Origin of the sequence: Algoriphagus sp. NBT04N3 (assembly GCF_019443765.1) — a bacterium.
GTDB classification, from domain to species: Bacteria; Bacteroidota; Bacteroidia; order Cytophagales; family Cyclobacteriaceae; genus Algoriphagus; species Algoriphagus ornithinivorans.
In genome coordinates this window covers 1,397,017-1,416,027 of sequence record NZ_CP048415.1, presented here as the reverse complement: position 1 = coordinate 1,416,027, position 19,011 = coordinate 1,397,017, and the positions used below count along the sequence as shown (strand labels likewise).

Genomic DNA, 19,011 nt, shown 5'->3' with positions numbered 1-19,011 from the left:
TCATTTATTTTAAAATGAGGCTTTTTAGCTTTAGTGAGAGATCATACTTTTTTAGAATATACATTACCAAACCTGTCTTTTGCCTCAACTACCAAGTTATCGATAGAATTAGGCTTAAAGAAAAACATATGGTCATTCAACTGAGGCTCTACCCACTCTCTTCTGGCAGGCAAATTAGGACCAGCATGTAATTCTATGCTCCAAGGATCCACAGCCATAATTTTCTGGGGAGCACCAACTTTGATTCCATTTTCATACCATGAAATCTCCCAGTTTGGATCATAATTCCAGCAATTCACTGTGTGATATTCAGGAAAATCTGGATGATAGCTTTTTCCATAAACTCTAAACTGCTCATCTAAGCCTAAACCTGTGCCCTTGTAAGTCCACTTTAATTCACTTCCTCTAGCTTCATATATAGCATATCCATTTGGGGTGCCATCGTAACAAATGGGTCCGGACCACCAAGCTCCGCAAACGGTCCCATGACAATGCTCATAGACTTGTCCCATGATCATATTATCATTAAAATGGGTATGTCCTGATAAAATGTGAGCATTATAACCCTCCAGCAATCGATACAGATGCTCCCGATTACTAACCGTACCTCCAAGGGTATCCCGGTCAGGATAGCGTTGCACAGCTCCTGTGTAGGTAGGAATATGCAAGGAAACTACCACTGTTTTCCCTTTTTCGACCAAAGCCAAATCCTGCTCCAACCAAGCCAATTGCTCCTCCGGAATATAGCCGATGTATTTGGTACCCACTCCCAGATAGAACACATCATCCAAAACCACATAATGCACCTCTCCCCGATTCCAAGAATAATAAGTAGGCCCAAAGTGACCCTTGAAAGTCTTGGCGGTTCCTTCGTCTGATCGTACCCCAAAGTTCATGTCATGATTCCCAATCACCTGAAAGAAAGGAATCCCGGTAGCGGCTATTCCTTGATTATATTCTTTGAAAAGTTCCAATCGGTCAAAGACCAAATCTCCACAGCCAATCCCAAAAATATTGGGATCGTTGATATTTTGAATGGTTTTTTGCACATCAGGAATTGAAACAGTCAATAACTGGTTGGCTTCATACTCATTCTGAATCTGGGTATCAGACAATAACAAAAAGTGATGATTACCATCGGAATTACGAAGCGGCTTTAATTCAAAGTTAAAGTTCTGCTCAGCATATCTAGTATCAATTTTCTGGAAAAAACTGGCTGAGCCATTTGCCTGCTTTTCTATGGTATATCCGGATGGAAGTATCACAAAAACAAATTCCCTATCAGATCCGGAAATCAATTCAAACTCTCCATTCGAATTTGATTTTGAAATAACCCTACCATCAGAAACTCCCACATTGGGAATGCCTTTCCCATTGGATGTAATCTTTCCTTTAATCCTAATCGGATTAAATAATCGCAATTCATCAGAATAAGGAGCATCTAAAACTTCCTTTGCCAAGGAGGAGGACTGAAAGCCAAACCAACCCAAAGAACTTAAGCCAAGTCCTTTGATGAAATCTCGTCTATTAAACATGGATCTATATTTTGATTGAAAAGCTTAAAAATGACCAAAATAATCTGGATAAAAATTACCCAAAATAGAAATTATCAATTTCTTAATATGGATAATCGCTCTCCCACCATGGAGAAAAAATGGAATTTGGCATAGTATGAGATTTCCACCCTGGATAGGCATATCGAATTGGAAAACTGCGAGGTGGACGATTACACGGATGAAAGCGGGAAATTCAATGCTTGGAACATCAATATGTGTGATGAGGATATCGAATGGATTGTCCGAACCAGAGGGATGTTTGGGATTTCCTTCGATCAGCGGATTCTGGGAATTACCAAGCATTATCTGAAAAACAATCCCAAACGAAACGGCATTCAGCTTATTTGGGAAAATATCGAGGCCATCATCAAAAGTGCTTATGCCAATCCCAACCTGAGCGATGAGGAAAAACCACTGTTCTGGAAATGCCTGACCATCGGAACCGACTTCGAAGGCTTGATCGACCCGGTAGACTACTACCCTACCGTTTTGGAGTTTGGTCTATTCAGCAACAATTTGATTTTCGAAATCGAGCAGGCCCGAAAGAAGAGCGGACAAAAACACCTCGCCCATCTCAAATCCGGTGAGGATGTAGAGAAAGCCGTGGAGAATTTTTGTTTTAGTAATTCGAAGCGGTTTGTTTTGGAAAACTACAAGAAATGAAGTGTATTTTAATTAATTTGGCGTCTCAATATCATTACCATTGTAAATTCCCTCAAAACTTAAAATCTCAGGTGACCCTGGAAAATTGCCATGTACTAAAACATCCGAATAAAAGTAACTCGGGAGTTTCTTAGCATAGCGAACTTTAATGGAAATGGAATCATTTGGAGAAATTTTATTTTCCAATAATACAGCTGAACTACAGGTGCAGGAAACCTCAACATTTGTAATAATCAAGTCATTACTACCCGTGTTTTTTACAATAAATTCTCCAACAGCATCCTCTCTTTTTCCTACTTCGCCAAGGTTAATATTTCGTTTAGAAATTGAAACTGTTGTAAGTTCAACCCCTTCAAGCGGATCATACGTTTTTTCATTAAAAAAACGATAATAAATCGCATAAGACAATAACAAAATAGAAATAAAAAGTAATGAATAAACAAAAAACTTTTTCATAGCTGATCTTGTAATTTAAATCTCATTAATATCGTTTCCTCTGGATCGCTACCTAATAATACATTATATAATTCTGGATCAGAAACTCTAAGGCCTGGTAATGATTCCTGAATATCATTATAATAAAACCCAATGGATTCAATGTTAGATGCAATTAAATAAGTTCTACTTACTTTTGAAAAATGAGGGATATTGTAAGGTCCTATAAAAAATAATTTCACATAAACATCCATTTCTTCTTTGTCTAAAGATCCATGAATTAGATTTAAATGGCCAAAGGTTTGACCGCTAGATAATCTTACACCTAAGGTATATCCATTTAATTCACCTTCCCGAAATCCATAGTAACATATAAATTCCTGATTTGAACCTATCTGATATTTTGTCAATATATTACTATCGGTTTGATTTCTGGAATTTCTACGATATTGGGTATAATTTACAAAATCCTTTTCAGGAAACTGATTTGGAAATAATACTTCGAATACTAACGAGTCCTTGGAATGATCTTCTGATATCCTATATATTTTTGATGATAAAGGGTATGAAAAATAATTATTATCAAGGAAACCTGAAAAATCCATTGCCTGATAGTCCCCACTTCTATCGACAAACATCCTTTTTCCTAAGAGATTTCCTTCTAAATCATAAATATCTATATTGTATTCATCATCACCTTCAATTAAAAATGAATATAGTGCCAAATTACCAGAAGAAAGAATACTTATTTGTGTCCCCCATTTTTTGGTTGTGAAATCTTTTAAAAAACTTAAATTATCATCAAAAATAAAAACCTTAAAATCTCCTCTTGAATAGATAAAAATTAAATCATCACTCACTGCAACATCTGTAACCTCTAAAAATTCGCCAGGACCTTGACCTTTGTTTCCTACCATTCCTAAATAATTCCCTGTTTGATCAAAAGCAAAAACCACCTTTTTCTTCTTATCATGAATTAAAATTTTATCTTGAAATTCCAAAATTTTTTGAGCGATTGTTATTTGAACAGTATCAGGGGTATTTAACTTTAGATACTCAACATTTTTCAACAATGCTTTAATTGATATCAGTTCATCTGTTTTTTCAACATTGTTAAAATCGATGATTGTAGGATTTTCGATGTAATCTTTATCACTTTTACTAACACATGAGGCTATAGAAAAAACAATTAAAATTTTTAAAATTTTACTAATCATAAGATAAAATAAATTAAGCTCAAGCCATCGCAATAGGCTTGAGCAATTTTTAAAATGTGAATCAGAGCTATTCGCCCATACTTGGGTTCCTACACTGCAAACAGGTATTGTCATTACAGGTATTTTCACCAAAAGTACAATCATTACAATGCCAAGAACCTCCACCCTCAACTTGACAGGTAGTACTAATCCATTGCTTACTTCCTCCCTGAGCGTCACTTGACTTTGGCAAAGAGAATAAGGAAAATGCCACAAACATTAGCACTGCTGCTAAACTTGTTAAGAAATCTAACTTTTTCATAATTGAGTAGTTTAAGTGTTTGAAAATCAATCAACTAATCAATTATACAAACAAACAAACAAACAAACAAACAAACAATTAGGAGTTTTTTTCAAAAAAACTATAATTTCTTTAAAAATAACCTTGACAAAAAGTGCTAAAGTCTTTGATTTAAAAAATTTCACTGTTTGGGTCCAGATAACTATCTGGATGTAATCCCGAACCATTATCGCAGGATTTATAATCCGAAAAAAATTTCTTCTCATTACAATTCAGCTTTTCGGTCCTCTTGCTGGCATCAAATCTTCATTTCCTGTCAAAAAACATGGGCCAGCGCTGGTATGATATTGTATTTTCTAAGCCTTGGGTTGCGTCGTTCCTCCTTACCCAGGCCTGCCTGCCTATGGCCATAGCCGTCAGTTTAAGGTTTTAAGTATATCATTTAAGGCTAGTTTTCCTTTTTTCTTTTCTAGGTATAAAATTTTAGGAGCAAATTCTTTGAGTTGATCAAGTAAGGTTATCAACTCTTTATGGTTTTTCAAAGCATTGATTAGATGATTTGATATGTTTGGATCAGCCTGAAGTATTTCCAAACACTGCATAACACCTTGTTCTTTTGTAATACCTGATTTTGTAACCAATTGAAAATATTTAGATTAAGAATAGTCCAGATCAACTTTCCATAAAGTTGGCATTCAAACCGATGGATTTTTTTGGTATTAAACTCGTCAATGGTGACCAGCGATTTCCAGGTTTTGAAGATCAGCTCGATTTGCCAACGTAAGGAATATACTTTCCTGATGTCTTTTCCTTTCAGTATCTCAGCGGGAACATTAGTAATCATCATATTCAACCTTGCCCTTGCTTTAAACTTGTCCGAAACCTTGTTTCCCGTAGATTTTGCCTGTTTTGAGGTTTTTCGGAGTCTTTTCTCGTAGGTAGTCTCATCGGCAAGCGAAACCACAATCCGAACAGGAACTCTTTCTTTTTTCCCCAGAAAAACAGACATTTCCAGATATTCCAACTTATTTTTTTTGAGCTTCTTGAGGTAGGAGTTGATCTCCACTGGATCTTTTGAGTCCCTTTCTGAATAAATATTAACCTGTGGTGTCAATCGATTGATAAAGTAGGCTTTGGCTGAGTGAATCTTGGAGAGAAATCCCAGGGTACAATAGCCCATGTCTCTGAGAAAAAGATCATTTTCCTGAATATCATGGGTAAAATCGGCTGAGTCAGACTGATCATTCATCACCCCGGAAGTAAGCCTGAGATCAAGACTCTGCCCACTGAGAAAATCATATTCATATTGGACACTGATCATCGAAGAAGAGTGATGAAGCGCCCCTCCGTACCCTTTGTACTTTGCAGAAAAAGAATCTGGGAGGGCAAATTTGGTGGAGTCCTTAATCCGAATCCGGTTGAAATGAGTTTTGAGTGCCTGCTTTTCGCCACTATAGCTGATCTTTTGAGTCAAAAGACAGTCAAGACACTTTTTCAGAAAGTCGACAGCGGGTGAAGTAAACCGGTCATGAAGCGACTGCTTGGTGATGTTGATCCCGAATTCCTGAAATAGAAAGGAAGCCATATCTAGGAGACTGAAATCTTTCCCCCGTTGATAAGAAAACATGAGGCTCAACAGGAAACCGAAACCATCGAGCTTCGATTTCCTGATCGAATAGCCGGTTTCTTTGGCGAATGAATTGATGGATTTGGGGTTGAAATTTAAGAGAAATTTCTCTTTTAGAAACTGGTCTTTTTTCAGTATAAACCATTGATTTTCTATCTTTTAACCCTCAAAAATCCGTATATTAGAAGAAGAAAAAAGGCGGTAGACCGTGATTCCAACCGCCTTTTTAAACTAAAAAAACATTATACAAATATGAGCAAAAGGAAGAAAGATCCCAATGGGGATCTACGCTTTGTTCATAAATAAACTCACCCACAAGGTTTTAGCTTGCTAAACTGACGGCTATGGCCACCGCAGGCAGGGCTATTAATAAATCGTGTCCACCACGGCGGACTGGCACTTCAGCACTCTTTTTCGCTGTTCTGCTTATAAAAAAACAGAAATATCCACAAAAATTTCAATTTTCTGATTTCTTCCAAAACTCACAAAAACTACCCTTAAGATTCCTTTTCCTCTCCAAAAATCTCTTTAACAACCCAGCCTTTCCCCCACTCTTCCATTTCTTGTGCTGTCCACAGCTCCGGGTAAAAAATAACCTTCTGGAAGCGTGGAGGAAGGTATTTTTGCCAGTTGGTACCACCGGTGGCAGCTATATCCACAGGGTCTTTTTGTAAATACCTTACTGCTGATTTATAATGAGCCAAGGGCCAAAATACATTTGCCTTTAGATCAAACTTTTTCATTAAACCCGTCAACTCATCAGAAGGATTATCTATTTCCATGTACTTATGCCATAAATTTTTTCTTCTATAGCCTTCGATTAGTTCTTTTAATTTCTTCCCGTATTTCTGCTCAAAGTTTTTGAGCGTTAAGGTCTTTTTCCCACTGGCCAATTCTATTGCCCCTTGCTGCCAATACAGGTGTTCGAACAAATCATCCGCAGGAGAATGATAATCAAATTGAGATCTTTTGGATAAAGTAATCAATTGAAAGGCATCAGTGGCCATCAATTCAATCTCTCTATACTGGGCACTTTGAAAACCTGAAGAAGGCAAAAGAGACATTCTAAACTTCAAAAACTGCTCCTTTTCCATCCCTTTCCACATCATAGCAAAAGAGCTGATCAAATGATCAAAATACATCAGTATCCTTTCTAATCTGGATTGAAAGAATTCCTCAGTCAATTCTTTTTCATCGGCAATTTGCTCCATTTCAGATATGATCAGTTTGAAGTAGAGCTCTGTAATCTGATGATAAATGATAAAAATTTTCTCATCCTTGAAGCTGGTTTTGGGCTGCTGTAAGGATAAAAGCACATCCAAATTGATGTATTCCCAATAGGTCAAATAATCAGCATAAAGCAGCCCTTCCAGATAGGAAAGCATATCCTGACCGGAGGCTTTAAACTTCTCTTCCAGCTGCTTGATTTTGTCTAATATCTTCGGGTCAAATTCGGATTCGTGCATGGGGATTTTTTGGGAAAAATGATAGTTTTTTAGGTGCTTATCTATTTACTTCGAAAGGCGGGAACACTTATTCTTCCCGACAAAAATCAGAGATTCATTTTAATAAACCAAAATACCATGGAGGCAGTAGAAATCCATAAGTCACAAAAGCAGGATACGTTTGAGGGGGTAGATTTTCTCGATTTGGACGATTTGCTCACGGAAGAGCATAAATTGATTAGAGGTTCCATTCGAGATTTCGTGAAAAAAGAAATTTCTCCATACATAGAGGACTGGGCTCAAAAAGCTCATTTTCCTTATGAAATAGTGAAGAAGTTTGGTGATGTGGGTGCTTTTGGTCCTCAAATTCCAGAGGAATACGGAGGCGGCGGGCTGGACTATATTGCCTATGGTCTCATTATGCAAGAAATTGAGCGAGGCGATTCTGGCATGAGATCTACAGCCTCTGTCCAGGGTTCTTTGGTCATGTATCCGATTTACAAGTTTGGTTCTGAGGAACAGCGTAAGAAGTTCCTTCCTAAACTGGCATCAGGAGAAATGCTAGGCTGCTTCGGTTTGACTGAACCAGACCATGGTTCTAACCCATCCGGCATGACAACCAATTTTAAAGATATGGGAGATCACTACTTGCTCAATGGGGCAAAAATGTGGATTTCCAATTCTCCGAAAGCGGATATCGCTGTAGTCTGGGCTAAAAATGAGGAAGGCCGAATTCATGGATTGATAGTAGAAAGAGGCATGGAAGGATTTTCTACTCCGGAGACACATAACAAGTGGTCTTTAAGAGCCTCCTGTACCGGTGAATTGGTTTTTGATAATGTGAAAGTACCTAAGGAAAATCTTCTTCCTAATAAATCTGGTTTGGGAGCACCTTTGATGTGTTTGGATTCGGCCCGCTTCGGAATTGCTTGGGGCGCAATCGGAGCTGCTATGGACTGTTATGAGTCTGCCAGAAAATACGCTGCCGAGCGTATCCAATTCGATAAGCCTATCGCAAGCTTCCAGTTAGTTCAGAAGAAATTGGCAGAAATGCTAACTGAAATCACCAAAGCTCAATTATTGGCCTGGAAAGTGGGAAAAATGATGAATGAAGGCAAGGCTAAAACCGTGCATATTTCCATGGCAAAAAGAAACAATGTAGATATGGCTCTACATATCGCCCGTGAAGCGAGACAAATCCACGGAGGTATGGGCATTACCGGAGAATACCCAATCATGAGACATATGATGAACCTAGAATCTGTGATTACTTATGAGGGAACTCATGATATTCATTTGCTGATTTTAGGAAATGAGATAACCGGGATTCCGGCTTTTAAATAAGGGTTTTGAAAATATTCTGAAACCCCGTCCTGAAATTTGGGATGGGGACTTGGGACTTTTGATAGAGAGAGTATTTTTTGAAGAAAAACACTTTGCGGGAAAGCTTAAGTTCTTTTTCAAGCTTTGGGCAGTGAATTTTCTTGTCCGAGTTTCGAACTTGAATACAAATTTGTATTAGCTAAACTAATATATTCTTTACACCTTTTTTCTTTGCTCTTTGCTCACTGGATTTTTCAATCTCTTGTTTTAATATCCTCATATGCGAAGCAATCTGCCTTTTAATACTTGGTGAGTCCATTCCTTCTTTTCTTTCACCTGCTGAGTTAGTGTAATATTTTTTTGAAGCATTGTTTGCATAAGATAAAAAGTTCCTTTTCCCAAGGTGTGAGTAGCGACTGAATATTTGCTGTTTGAAAATGGTATCTGATTTTGAGTATTCACTGTAAGCCATTGAAACGGATTTAACTATCCTGGCCTTCATCTTTCTGAAATAGCGAGAAAGACTTCCAGGTCTTATGTATATACTCTTGCCATTGAATTCAAACCCTAAATATTGTAGATTTTTGAAATTAGAGTTGGTATTTGATAGAGGGTCAAATGTTTGAGTTGCCTCAACAAACTCGCGCTTGTACGACCTTGTCTGGCCGCTTCGAGATAGTTTAAAATCAACCACTTCGGTTTTACGGTTCTGGATGGTCAATTTGTATTCCCTATTGATCAGACCCATTAGATAATCTTTTAGCTGATTAACTTGGTAAGGTTTGCAAATGATAAGAAGGTCATCGCAATATCTGCGATAAACAAAATCTTCCTTTAGACCTTTTTCGAATATTTCACGGTCAAATTCAGCCAGATATATATTAGACAATACAGCACTCATTGCTGTGCCCTGTGGGATTCCACTATTTTTAAGAACTCGTTTTTTCGTGTCTTTATCGACTTGACTATTTATTGTAATTAATTTTCTCTTACGTAATAGCTTCATCTTATCTTGGAAAGTTGACCCATTAATATCATCCGGGACTAGGTCTAGTAGAGACTGATATCCTTTAGGAATTCTCTTTCTGCCTTTATATTTCTTACGCTGTTCTTTTTCAATTTTCTTCAGGTTGATATTAAAGTGCTTAAGGAAGCTAGCATAGTTGACGTAGCTGTACTTCGTAAGAGATCGGAAAACTTTATACTGGTCAAGTGGTAAATCGTCTTCATCGATAACCTTGCACCACATCTTTTTTAGGATTGAATGATCGATATGATCAAAATATCCTTTAATGTCGAGAGCGATTGCAGAGCATTCACCATTTTCTCTGTAAGCTGATTTGACTTGGTCAAACGCCTCCTTTGCAAACTGAATATTGCATTTACCATCCAAGTCACTTCTGTATGCTAAAACAACTTCTTGAAATCCTTTTTTATGGATATAATCTTGATAAGCCTTGTTAAGAACAAAAGAATAAAATCCATAAACGTAGGTATCGAAATGAGAAGCAAAAGAGATGGGGCGGATTTTAGTCTCTAAGTCATATTTTCCTCCAGCAGTAAGAGTTTTATCTTCTTGCCATTTATAACGAGGCGTTTTTTGGAGAATTTTGACCAACGGTGTGAAGTCATGATTTTTCATGCGCTTCATTAATGGATCAGAAAGTAAATCGTAAAGACGTTTTTTGTCTTTTGGAAAGTTAAAGTACGGATCGAATTGTGGATAGGTTTTTAGATTAAAGTCATTTTCAATCTTCTCAACATAAGAATTCCACAATTCTTCGGTAAAAATTGTTTTCATAAGCATTTTCAATGGGAGACTAGGCCATGGACATATCGGAAAGCCGATACCGTGTATTTTGACACGTCCCCCAATCCACAGAGGAATTTCACCTCACTGGGGCCCTATCTCCATCCCATGGCGGATCATATTTCTATGCCACACTCCAGATCGCAACTCAGCGTTTCCACCTACAACAACCTGACCCGAATTTACATTCGAGGTATTAAATCCTTACCATTGTAAGGGTTAGAGGGAAAATTGAACAAACGAAAGAGTATGAAGTCAGTCACCTTAATTACCAACTTAATTCTGTTACTCCTATTTATATCGGTAGGAGTATCAGTTGACAACCTGTCAGAATACCTGACAACCTTGGTATCAGTTTTGATGATATACAAGGAATGTGTTAACTTAAACCTTTCACCAACAGGCCTTCTTGAAAAGAAATTCAAGATACCCTGAAGCAAAAAATATAGTTCAATTTACTTGCCATTCATTTTTTTTATGCCACATTGGCAGTATTAGGCTCCAACGCCTCCCTCAACACCTGTTGCAAAAGCATCTCATTCTGCTGCTGACTTTCTTTGATGCTTGCCTCCAACTCATCACAAGAAGCCATCAACTCATCCAACTTGGCGACTATGCGTTGCTGTTCGGAGAGTGGGGGAAAGGGAATTAATAAGGGATTTAATTTTTCTTGGCTAATTGAGGCCTGTCCTGTAACCTTTTTAAAAGATTTAAGAATTTGATCTTTTATTAGAGAAGTTAGAAACAAATAGTTAACATATGGTGCAGTAATTGATTTCTCGAAAAGAATGACTCGAATATTTTTACTTTCAAAAACAAAAGGCTCATCTAGATAAGGCAGAAGCCCTGACTTCCCGAGCAATTCAATACTGTTTACACGATTTAATAATAGATCATTTTGAGTAAGGAGATATCTTTCTATCTCTTCATCAGTCAATATCATTCTTTTAAGTTTAACAAAATTGATTTTGCCATCATTGATGTTATACATTCTAAAACACCCAATTCCATCATCGCTGTAAAACTTATCTTCCTTGTATATTCCATTTGTCATTGATTGAGTGACCTGCCCCAACCTACACCACACCCAATTTTCCGGAATATCAAAAGGAATTTCGTCTTGGGTGATGGGTGGCAAAGGTTTTTGCTTCTTGATTTTCTTCTCCTTAATCAAGCGTTCTTTTTCAGCTTTGATTTTTTCGAGAAGTACTGAAGCAGGTTCGTCATTTGGTCCCGAAAGCTTTCGGGATTGTGGCACCAACTTCCCTTGCATTGCCTCCCGCAAAAAGGCCTGACGGAGTTGCTTGACTAAATCGAGTTGATGGGTGAGTTCGGAGGAGAGTGAACCACCATACACTTGATTTTGATGAGCTGAAATTATTTTTTCTTCTATCTCAGGAGAGAAATAGTTCTTTTCTTCTAATGAATTATTCTTCAAATCATTCAGAAAGGAAATAATACCTTTTTGTGTGCTTCTGTCTGGTATGGGGAATTCAAGCTTTTCAATGTCCTTAGGACTTACATTCGGTATCGCAGCTCCCCATGCTAAATCCTTAATAATCGATTGAACACTGCGAGCAATCCAGTAAACGTATTCAACTTCAAATTCATCAGGGTTTAAAACCTCAAATTTACCAACTGGAGCTGCTACATTTGATTGGACAGTCAGTTAAGCCCCTTAACTTAGAGTCAATGAAAAGAGGAACAAGAAGAAGCTATGACAAGGAATTTAAGAAAATGGTTGTCGAGCTTCACAAGAGTGGTAAATCATCGTATGAAATCGCCAGAGAACTTGACATTCCGGGAGATATGGTTCGTCGATGGAGCAGAGAGTATAAATCCAATGGTGATCAAAGCTTTGCAGGAAACGGCAAACCGATTCTGAGTCCCGAACAACGGGAAATAGCCGAATTGAAGAAAGCATTGAAAGAAGCACAGATTGAACGGGATATTTTAAAAAAGGCCGTATGCATCTTCTCCAAGAGCGACAACAAATATTCAGGTTCATGAGCGAGCACCAAGGGGAATTTGCTGTTGAGAAGATGTGTCAGGTTTTGGGTGTTTGTAGAAGTAGCTACTACGAATGGCTTACTAGGAAACCTTCCAAAAGAGCCTTGGAAAACGGCGTATTGAGACAAACCATCCAGGAAATCGCTGAGCAAGCCAAATGGAGACTGGGGAGTCCAAAGCTCGCCTTAGAACTCAAGGACCGAGGGATTATTGTCTCCAGACCCAGAGTAGCAAGGCTGATGAAATCGATGGGAATCCGAAGCGTTATCAGCAAGAAGTTCAAAGTATGCACCACCGAATCCAATCACGCATTCACTCCTTCAATGAACCTGCTGAACAGGGACTTTACTGCTACACAGCCTGGGCAAAAATGGGTGTCGGATATTACTTATGTAAGAACTCAACAAGGCTGGCTTTATCTGACGGTAATCATGGATCTATTTGACAGGAAAATCATTGGGTGGTCGATGAGCAAGACACTGGAGGCCTATCCAACCGTGATAGCAGCGCTCCGAATGGCAGTGGGTATAAGGCCCTTAAATCCAAACGAGCTTATATTCCATTCCGACCGTGGAGTTCAATATGCCTGTGAAGAGTTCAGAAGATTACTGCGAAAGAACCAGATTATCCAAAGCATGAGTCGAAAAGGAAACTGCTGGGACAACGCAGTAGCGGAAAGCTTTTTCAAAATCATGAAATCAGAACTGATTTATCAGCTTCCTATACAAAACATCGGGCAGGCTCAAGTCGAAATCTTTGAATTTATCGAAATCTGGTACAACAAAAAAAGAAAACATTCTTACCTGAATTACCTCACTCCTGAGCAGTTCGGCACAAAATCAAAAAACTTGGTCGCATAAAGAGAATTGAACTCGAACTAATCAGGGAGATTTTTTTCCAAAATCACCCTGATTAGTTGAGTAGCCCCGCGGCAGGCGGAATTAAATCAAATCCAAAACAGGCTTAAAAATATTGTCCAGTTTTTTGTAGCAAATCCAAACACGCTGATTCAGATATAATTTACCTATGCCTTCTTGTACAATGCCTAATTTGGCAATTGTGCCGCCTGTTAAGGCGATTACTATATCTCCAGTACTTAGTTCATATTTTTTCAGATCGTCAGATTCTTTATAATACTTGACATTGTCCAATATTATTTTCTCGTCATTGAAATCTGAAATCCTTATCACAGGGATTCCCTCAGAGATATAATTTGAACTTTTAAAAGCGAATCCACCTGCAATTCTAATATGGTTTGATAATGGTTCAGCCTCAATCGTTTTGGATAATTCAGTATTTATTATTTGGACATAGCTTCCAACTGAGTTATAAAAAACACTTTTCCAATCGTTTAAATTGCTGACCATTGCTTTTCGTCCTCTACCCATTTACTGACTCTTTTATTTGGTTCAATAAATCATGGCTTTTGCTAAAACTTTGGACTAGCATTTCCATCAATTCTGCACTGCTATGGATGATTTCCTCTTCCTGCTTGGTTGGGTTTTTAATGTCCAAATCATAATTACGATCAATGATGGTTTGGATATCCACTTTCCAGCTCAGTTCGCTTTCCTTACGGTCATTCCACCAAGCTTTGACAGGCTCAAACTCATTGATTTGAAGAGGCCTCGTCTTGCTATAAGCCTTTTGTCCTTCCGGTAGTCGGTGTTCATAGTACCACACTTCTTTCGTAGGTTCTCCTTTGGTAAAAAACAGTAGGTTGGTGGCTACTGTGGCATAGGGTTGAAAAACGGAATTCGGCAAACGGATAATGGTATGAAGATTACAATCGGTCAAAAGCTTTTCACGCACTCGTTGCTTTACCCCATCCCCCGTCAGCGAACCATCCGGCAATACAATACCTGCTCGTCCGCCATTTTTCAGTAAATGCACCATCAGCACCAAAAAGAGGTCCGCACTCTCTTTGGTTCGGAAATTTTGAGGGAAGTTATTCTCATTGTTATTGGCGACAATGCCACCAAAAGGTGGATTCGCCAAAATGACGTTCACCCGATTCTTTTCCGTGTAATTGCTTAGTGGCTGATCCAAACTATCACGGAAGGTAATGTTGGGCACCTCCATGTCATGTAAAATCAGGTTGGTGGTAGCCAACAAATACGGCAGAGGTTTATATTCCCAACCCACAATATTTTTCGCAATACTCTCCCGCTCTTCTACGCTATTGGCTTGTTTTTTCAAATGCTCAATAGCAGCCGTCAGGTACCCCCCCGTTCCACAACTTGGATCCAATATCTTTTCACCCAGCTGTGGGTTCATCATTTCGCAGATGAATTCAGTGATCGCCCTTGGCGTGTAAAACTCCCCGCTTTTTCCTGCGCTTTGCAGCTCCTTCAGAATAGTTTCATAAAGCTCCCCAAAAGCATGGCGATCTTTGGCAATATTGAAGTCGATCTCATTGAGCTTGTTCAACACTTTGCGGATGTTGATACCACTTTTCATGTAGTTGTTATTGCCTTCGAAGACTTCCCGTACGATCAAGGCCCGTTGGTTTGCCAAATCATCACTCATCCCCACTTTCAGGTTTTTGAGTGTAGGGAAAAGTTTCTGGTCCACGAACTGCTGCAGTTCATCGCCTGTAATTCCCTCATCATCCCCTGCCCAAGCATCCCAGTGAAATTCTGCTGGGATAGGGCTTTCGTAATCATCCTTGATGATTTCCAGTTCTTTGTCCTTATCGGAGAAGATTTTTAAAAAGAGCATCCATCCCAATTGTTCGATTCGTTGGGCATCACCGTTCAATCCGGTGTCTTGCCACATGATTTTGCGGATGGAGTCTAGGATTCCTTTGAGGTTATGCATTTATATCGGTAGTTACTTTTAACTTAATTATTTGATCTTTTTTATCAAGAAAAATTGGTTCCACCTTTTGTATGAGTTCGTCTAGGTTACTAATTACTTTATCTCCAATCTCCTCTACATCACCATCCTTTGTAAACGATGAAAATTTTTGCGTATCCAATGATTTACTAAAGAATGTATTCCAATCAGATGTAGGTTTTATATTCACTCCCTTACTCTTTAAAATATCAAAAAGAGGTTTCCTAATCTTTTCATTACTAGGGCTCAAGACAGCATAAGTAATTATTTTATGCTGCCTTGCATAAAAGTACACCTCAAATAAAAAAGCTTCTCCATATTCCCAGCCTCTAGCTACATTTTTTGGTATAATTTTATCTAATTCAGGAGTTAGGAAGCGAAGAATCGGCTTAGTCGAGCTCCCCTTTATCCATCCTTTTTCATGAAATTTTTCCTCTAGGTAGGTTCTTATTTCATAGATTTGGTCCTCTTTATTTTGAATTACGAACTCGAATAGATCTCGATGTTCACGGTAGATTTGATTTGCTAATTGTGCTTTTTCTCCATCTTCCATAATGTTGTTTCTCATATTTGAAATATAGTCTTCTATATAAACTCTCGTTTTAGGAAGTATTGATTGATTAAGTTTAAGAAATTCTTCTAAGTACTTTATAAGAGCGACATATGAGTAATCGATATAATTTTCACCTTTTGATTTTTCTCCGCTTGGGTTTAAATACACAAACACCTTTTTGGTCTGGGAATGAAAGCGTTTTTGAACAATTTCTTTGTAATTTTTCAATTGGCTCCCATGCTCCTTACTGCCAATTTTGTTCTCAATAGCTATTACCAAGTCAGGAAATTGGATAAGAATATCAATATTGAACCATTCCCGGTGAATTTGGACCTTTTCAAAACTCAAATCTCTTATACCGAAAACTGTAAAGTCACCGCTTTTACTATCAATAGCTAAATCAATTAAAAAAGCTTTAAGAACTTGATCTCCTAGGCCATGATTCCCCTTTGGATCAAGAAGCCATGCAAGGAAGTTTGAGTGGCGAATCTCAAATTTCTGAGCCCTTAAAACTTCAAAAATATTGGTATTTTCAGCTAGAATCTCAAACTGTTTCACTTTCGGATTCTTTAAGAAATTGGCATATGCTTCTTCAACCTGATGTTTTTTTTCAAAAATATTTTCCATTCATCTGAAATTAAACTTTTCTTTTTTCAAAACTGTATCTCTTTTAAAATTAAAAAAGGAATTAAGGCTCGGTACCCTTTCTCCATTAGAAAAGAATACTCATTGGTACAAAATTATGCTCCCGTTTTATAAAGTTCCTGTTCTAATTCTTTTAAGGCCTGGAGGTATTGCTTCTTTCCTCCAAACTGACCTATGATCTCCAAAGGGCCACCAAACTGATCAAGAGGTTTGACCCGAAGGATATCCATGCTTTCCAAATTAGTGATGCCTTCATCGGAATACTTGTCTAAGAGTGCTTCCAATACCCTTCTTGCCTGCTCGCCGTATTTGGTGAAGTAATCACGCTTTTTAACATTGTTGGCTCTTTCTTTCCGTGTAGCGGTGGTTGCTCAAATGCTACATGACAAATCAGATCAAACAAATCGACCTCTCTGTTTACAGCATCACGTAAAGCATCGACCATCACTCCTTGGTCTTCCAGTTCTTTGATGATTACTTCTTTCTTGGCGGTACTATTCCATCGAGTTAAAAAATCTTCCAATGATTCATACTTGCCCTTGATGAGTTCTTTGGTATGATCCTTTAGGCTTGTAGTAATGGGCTTTCCCTCGTTATCAAAATACATCTCCCTGCTAATCAATACAGAGACATCTACCCCATTGACATATACCTTCTCCCGTTTTTCAAACACCTTACGGGCAGGAGATTGAGGGGTCGGGTATCTAATTTCGGGCTCTAAACGAATTTCCTCTCCAGTTTCCTCATCAACGATAGGTAAGCCCATTTCTTCTTCTTCATCTACTATTCCCACTAGGTCAGTATTTTCAGAGACAGGCTTCACCCGGATCGGATCTCCATCAAATTCTTTATCGGCAAAGAGATCAGTAACATTTCGAAAGTCGAGAATAGTAAAATACATTTTACCAAACTCCTCATTAATTCGGGTACCTCTGCCAACAATCTGCTTGAACTTGGTCATAGACTTGATTTCAGCATCCAAAACAATGACTTTACAAGTCTGGGCATCTACTCCAGTAGTCATTAATTCGGAAGTAGTAGCTATTACAGGATAGATTTCTTCAGGATTGATGAAATTATCTAACTCCCGTTTTCCTTCGTCATTATCTCCAGTAATCTGCATCACATATTTGTGATTTTTAGCCACTAAATCTGCATTTAGATTGGACAAAGCAGAGCGCATTCTCTCAGCGTGATCGATATCGGTGCAAAAAACAATCGTCTTGGCAAATCTGTCATACCCTTTCAAAAACTCTGTCAGTTTTCTTGCAACTGCTTGGGTTCTTTCTTCAATGACCAAATTCCTGTCAAAGTCTTTTCTATTGTAAATGCGGTCTTCTACTTCATTGCCATCTTTGTCTTTTTTCCCCCTCTCGGGTCTCCATCCTTCCGCATCGACATTTAAATTAACTCTGACCACTCGGTATGGAGCTAAAAAACCATCATCAATCCCCTGTTTTAGCGAATAGGTATAAAGAGGCTCACCAAAATATTCACTGTTAGAAACTTCACTCGTTTCTTTTGGAGTCGCAGTCAGACCGATATGAGTTGCCTTTTTGAAATAGGTCAATATTTCCCGCCATGCACTGTCTTCCTTTGCACTTCCCCTGTGGCACTCGTCTATTACAATTAGGTCGAAGAATTCGGGAGAGAATTGCTTATACGCATTTGATTCCTCATCGGCACCGGAAAGCCCTTGATAAAGCGCCAAATACACTTCATAGGACTTATCAATCATTCGGTGCTTGACTACCGTCATTTTATCCTTGAAATGTTTAAAATCTCCTCTCCTTGTTTGGTCAATCAGTGCATTTCGATCTGCTAAAAACAGAATTCTCTTTTTAGCCCCGCTTTTCCAAAGTCTATGAATGATTTGAAAGGCCGTGTAGGTTTTACCTGTACCCGTAGCCATTACCAAAAGTATCCTGTCTTGACCCTTAGCAATTGCTTCTACTGTTCTATTTACCGCAATCTGTTGATAGTATCTTGGATTCCTTCCACTTCCATCAAAGTAATAATCCTGGGCGACTACTTTTTCAGCCTCAGAAGATTCAATACCCTTGTACTTCTTGTATTTCTGCCAAAGTTCCTCAGGCGATGGAAAGCTATCTATTCCTAACTCTGTTTCAAGATTATCATCTGTTGCTGTTCGATCATGAAATATAAATCCATCACCATTACTGCTAAAAACACAGGGGATGTCTAAAATTTGAGCATAGTCCAATGCCTGTTGCATTCCTGCTCTGACTGAATGCCTGTTGTCTTTCGCTTCAACAATCGCAATTGGAATATTTGGCTTATAATAAAGAATATAATCAGCCCGCTTTCTTGTCCCTCTGGCAGTAAGTTTCCCTCTCACATAGATTTTACCAGCCGTAAAAGACACTTCCTCTAAAAGTTGAGTAGTCTTATCCCACCCTGCTTTTTCCAAAGCTGGTGTGATAAACTTGGTACAGATATCTCTTTCTGAAAGGTCTTTTTTATTCATTTTTTAGCTTTTCTATGGCTGAGGGGGGAAAGAACGGTTTGGATATGGCTTGTAGCGATTTCGAAGCACTTTCCTGTCTGCCGAAACCAAAACTGGCTACGAAGCGAAACCCTTGCTGGCA

14 protein-coding genes and 1 pseudogene are annotated in these 19,011 nt (G+C 38.4%); 3 read left to right on the top strand and 12 right to left on the bottom strand.

Annotation, left to right across the window (positions count from 1 at the left end; translation table 11 throughout):
* Window positions 1-41 precede the first annotated feature (41 nt).
* Window positions 42-1,535 (bottom strand): calcineurin-like phosphoesterase family protein, encoded by a 1,494-nt coding sequence (locus tag GYM62_RS06040; RefSeq protein WP_219958740.1) that lies wholly within the window; start codon window positions 1,533-1,535, stop codon window positions 42-44.
* 183 nt (window positions 1,536-1,718) lie between these two features.
* Between GYM62_RS06040 and GYM62_RS06035 the strand changes: the two genes are divergently transcribed.
* Window positions 1,719-2,219 (top strand): hypothetical protein, encoded by a 501-nt coding sequence (locus GYM62_RS06035; protein ID WP_219958739.1) that lies wholly within the window; start codon window positions 1,719-1,721, stop codon window positions 2,217-2,219.
* 12 nt (window positions 2,220-2,231) lie between these two features.
* On the opposite strand, the gene GYM62_RS06030 is transcribed toward GYM62_RS06035, so the two are convergent.
* From GYM62_RS06030 to GYM62_RS06010, 5 genes are all read right to left on the bottom strand, one after another.
* Entirely contained in the window at window positions 2,232-2,675 is a 444-nt protein-coding gene (locus GYM62_RS06030; protein ID WP_219958738.1) for a DUF1573 domain-containing protein, read from the bottom strand.
* Window positions 2,672-3,871, bottom strand: coding sequence for a 6-bladed beta-propeller (locus GYM62_RS06025; protein ID WP_219958737.1), 1,200 nt, complete (start codon window positions 3,869-3,871; stop codon window positions 2,672-2,674). The genes GYM62_RS06030 and GYM62_RS06025 overlap by 4 nt, the downstream gene beginning before the upstream one ends.
* Window positions 3,872-3,938: 67 nt before the next feature.
* Window positions 3,939-4,172 carry a hypothetical protein gene (locus GYM62_RS06020; RefSeq protein ID WP_219958736.1) on the bottom strand — a complete coding sequence of 78 codons (234 nt, stop codon included), beginning with the start codon at window positions 4,170-4,172 and terminating at the stop codon, window positions 3,939-3,941.
* 529 nt (window positions 4,173-4,701) lie between these two features.
* Complete coding sequence (locus GYM62_RS06015; RefSeq protein ID WP_255590682.1) at window positions 4,702-5,913, bottom strand: IS4 family transposase; 1,212 nt, start codon at window positions 5,911-5,913, stop codon at window positions 4,702-4,704.
* Window positions 5,914-6,275: 362 nt separating this feature from the next.
* On the bottom strand, window positions 6,276-7,244 hold the full coding sequence (locus GYM62_RS06010; RefSeq protein WP_219958735.1) for a tryptophan 2,3-dioxygenase family protein: 969 nt from the start codon (window positions 7,242-7,244) through the stop codon (window positions 6,276-6,278).
* Between the two features lie 117 nt (window positions 7,245-7,361).
* On the opposite strand from GYM62_RS06010, the gene GYM62_RS06005 reads away from it, so the two are divergent.
* Window positions 7,362-8,567: an acyl-CoA dehydrogenase family protein gene (locus GYM62_RS06005; RefSeq protein WP_219958734.1), complete on the top strand. Its 1,206-nt coding sequence runs from the start codon at window positions 7,362-7,364 to the stop codon at window positions 8,565-8,567.
* Between the two features lie 178 nt (window positions 8,568-8,745).
* Here the strand turns inward: GYM62_RS06005 and GYM62_RS06000 are convergent, their stop codons facing one another.
* Both GYM62_RS06000 and GYM62_RS05995 read right to left on the bottom strand, forming a co-directional pair.
* Window positions 8,746-10,347 (bottom strand): reverse transcriptase domain-containing protein, encoded by a 1,602-nt coding sequence (locus GYM62_RS06000; RefSeq protein WP_219958733.1) that lies wholly within the window; start codon window positions 10,345-10,347, stop codon window positions 8,746-8,748.
* A 484-nt stretch (window positions 10,348-10,831) separates the two neighbouring features.
* On the bottom strand, window positions 10,832-12,025 hold the full coding sequence (locus GYM62_RS05995) for a restriction endonuclease subunit S (RefSeq protein WP_255590681.1): 1,194 nt from the start codon (window positions 12,023-12,025) through the stop codon (window positions 10,832-10,834).
* A gap of 23 nt (window positions 12,026-12,048) precedes the next feature.
* Here GYM62_RS05995 and GYM62_RS05985 point away from each other — a divergent pair.
* A protein-coding gene (locus GYM62_RS05985) for an IS3 family transposase (protein ID WP_219958731.1) occupies window positions 12,049-13,226 on the top strand; the annotation gives its coding sequence in 2 pieces (ribosomal slippage) (window positions 12,049-12,322 and window positions 12,322-13,226; 1,179 coding nt in all).
* Between the two features lie 81 nt (window positions 13,227-13,307).
* Here the strand turns inward: GYM62_RS05985 and GYM62_RS05980 are convergent.
* The 4 genes and pseudogenes from GYM62_RS05980 to hsdR all read right to left on the bottom strand — a co-directional run bounded on the left by GYM62_RS05980 (window position 13,308) and on the right by hsdR (window position 18,890).
* Complete coding sequence (locus tag GYM62_RS05980; protein ID WP_219958730.1) at window positions 13,308-13,754, bottom strand: hypothetical protein; 447 nt, start codon at window positions 13,752-13,754, stop codon at window positions 13,308-13,310.
* Window positions 13,747-15,186, bottom strand: coding sequence for an N-6 DNA methylase (locus GYM62_RS05975; RefSeq protein ID WP_219958729.1), 1,440 nt, complete (start codon window positions 15,184-15,186; stop codon window positions 13,747-13,749). Before GYM62_RS05975 ends, GYM62_RS05980 begins: the two co-directional genes overlap by 8 nt.
* Window positions 15,179-16,384 (bottom strand): PD-(D/E)XK nuclease family protein, encoded by a 1,206-nt coding sequence (locus GYM62_RS05970; protein ID WP_219958728.1) that lies wholly within the window; start codon window positions 16,382-16,384, stop codon window positions 15,179-15,181. The genes GYM62_RS05975 and GYM62_RS05970 overlap by 8 nt, the downstream gene beginning before the upstream one ends.
* 113 nt (window positions 16,385-16,497) lie before the next feature.
* A pseudogene (gene hsdR / locus GYM62_RS05965) lies at window positions 16,498-18,890 on the bottom strand (EcoAI/FtnUII family type I restriction enzme subunit R).
* Window positions 18,891-19,011: the final 121 nt, after the last annotated feature.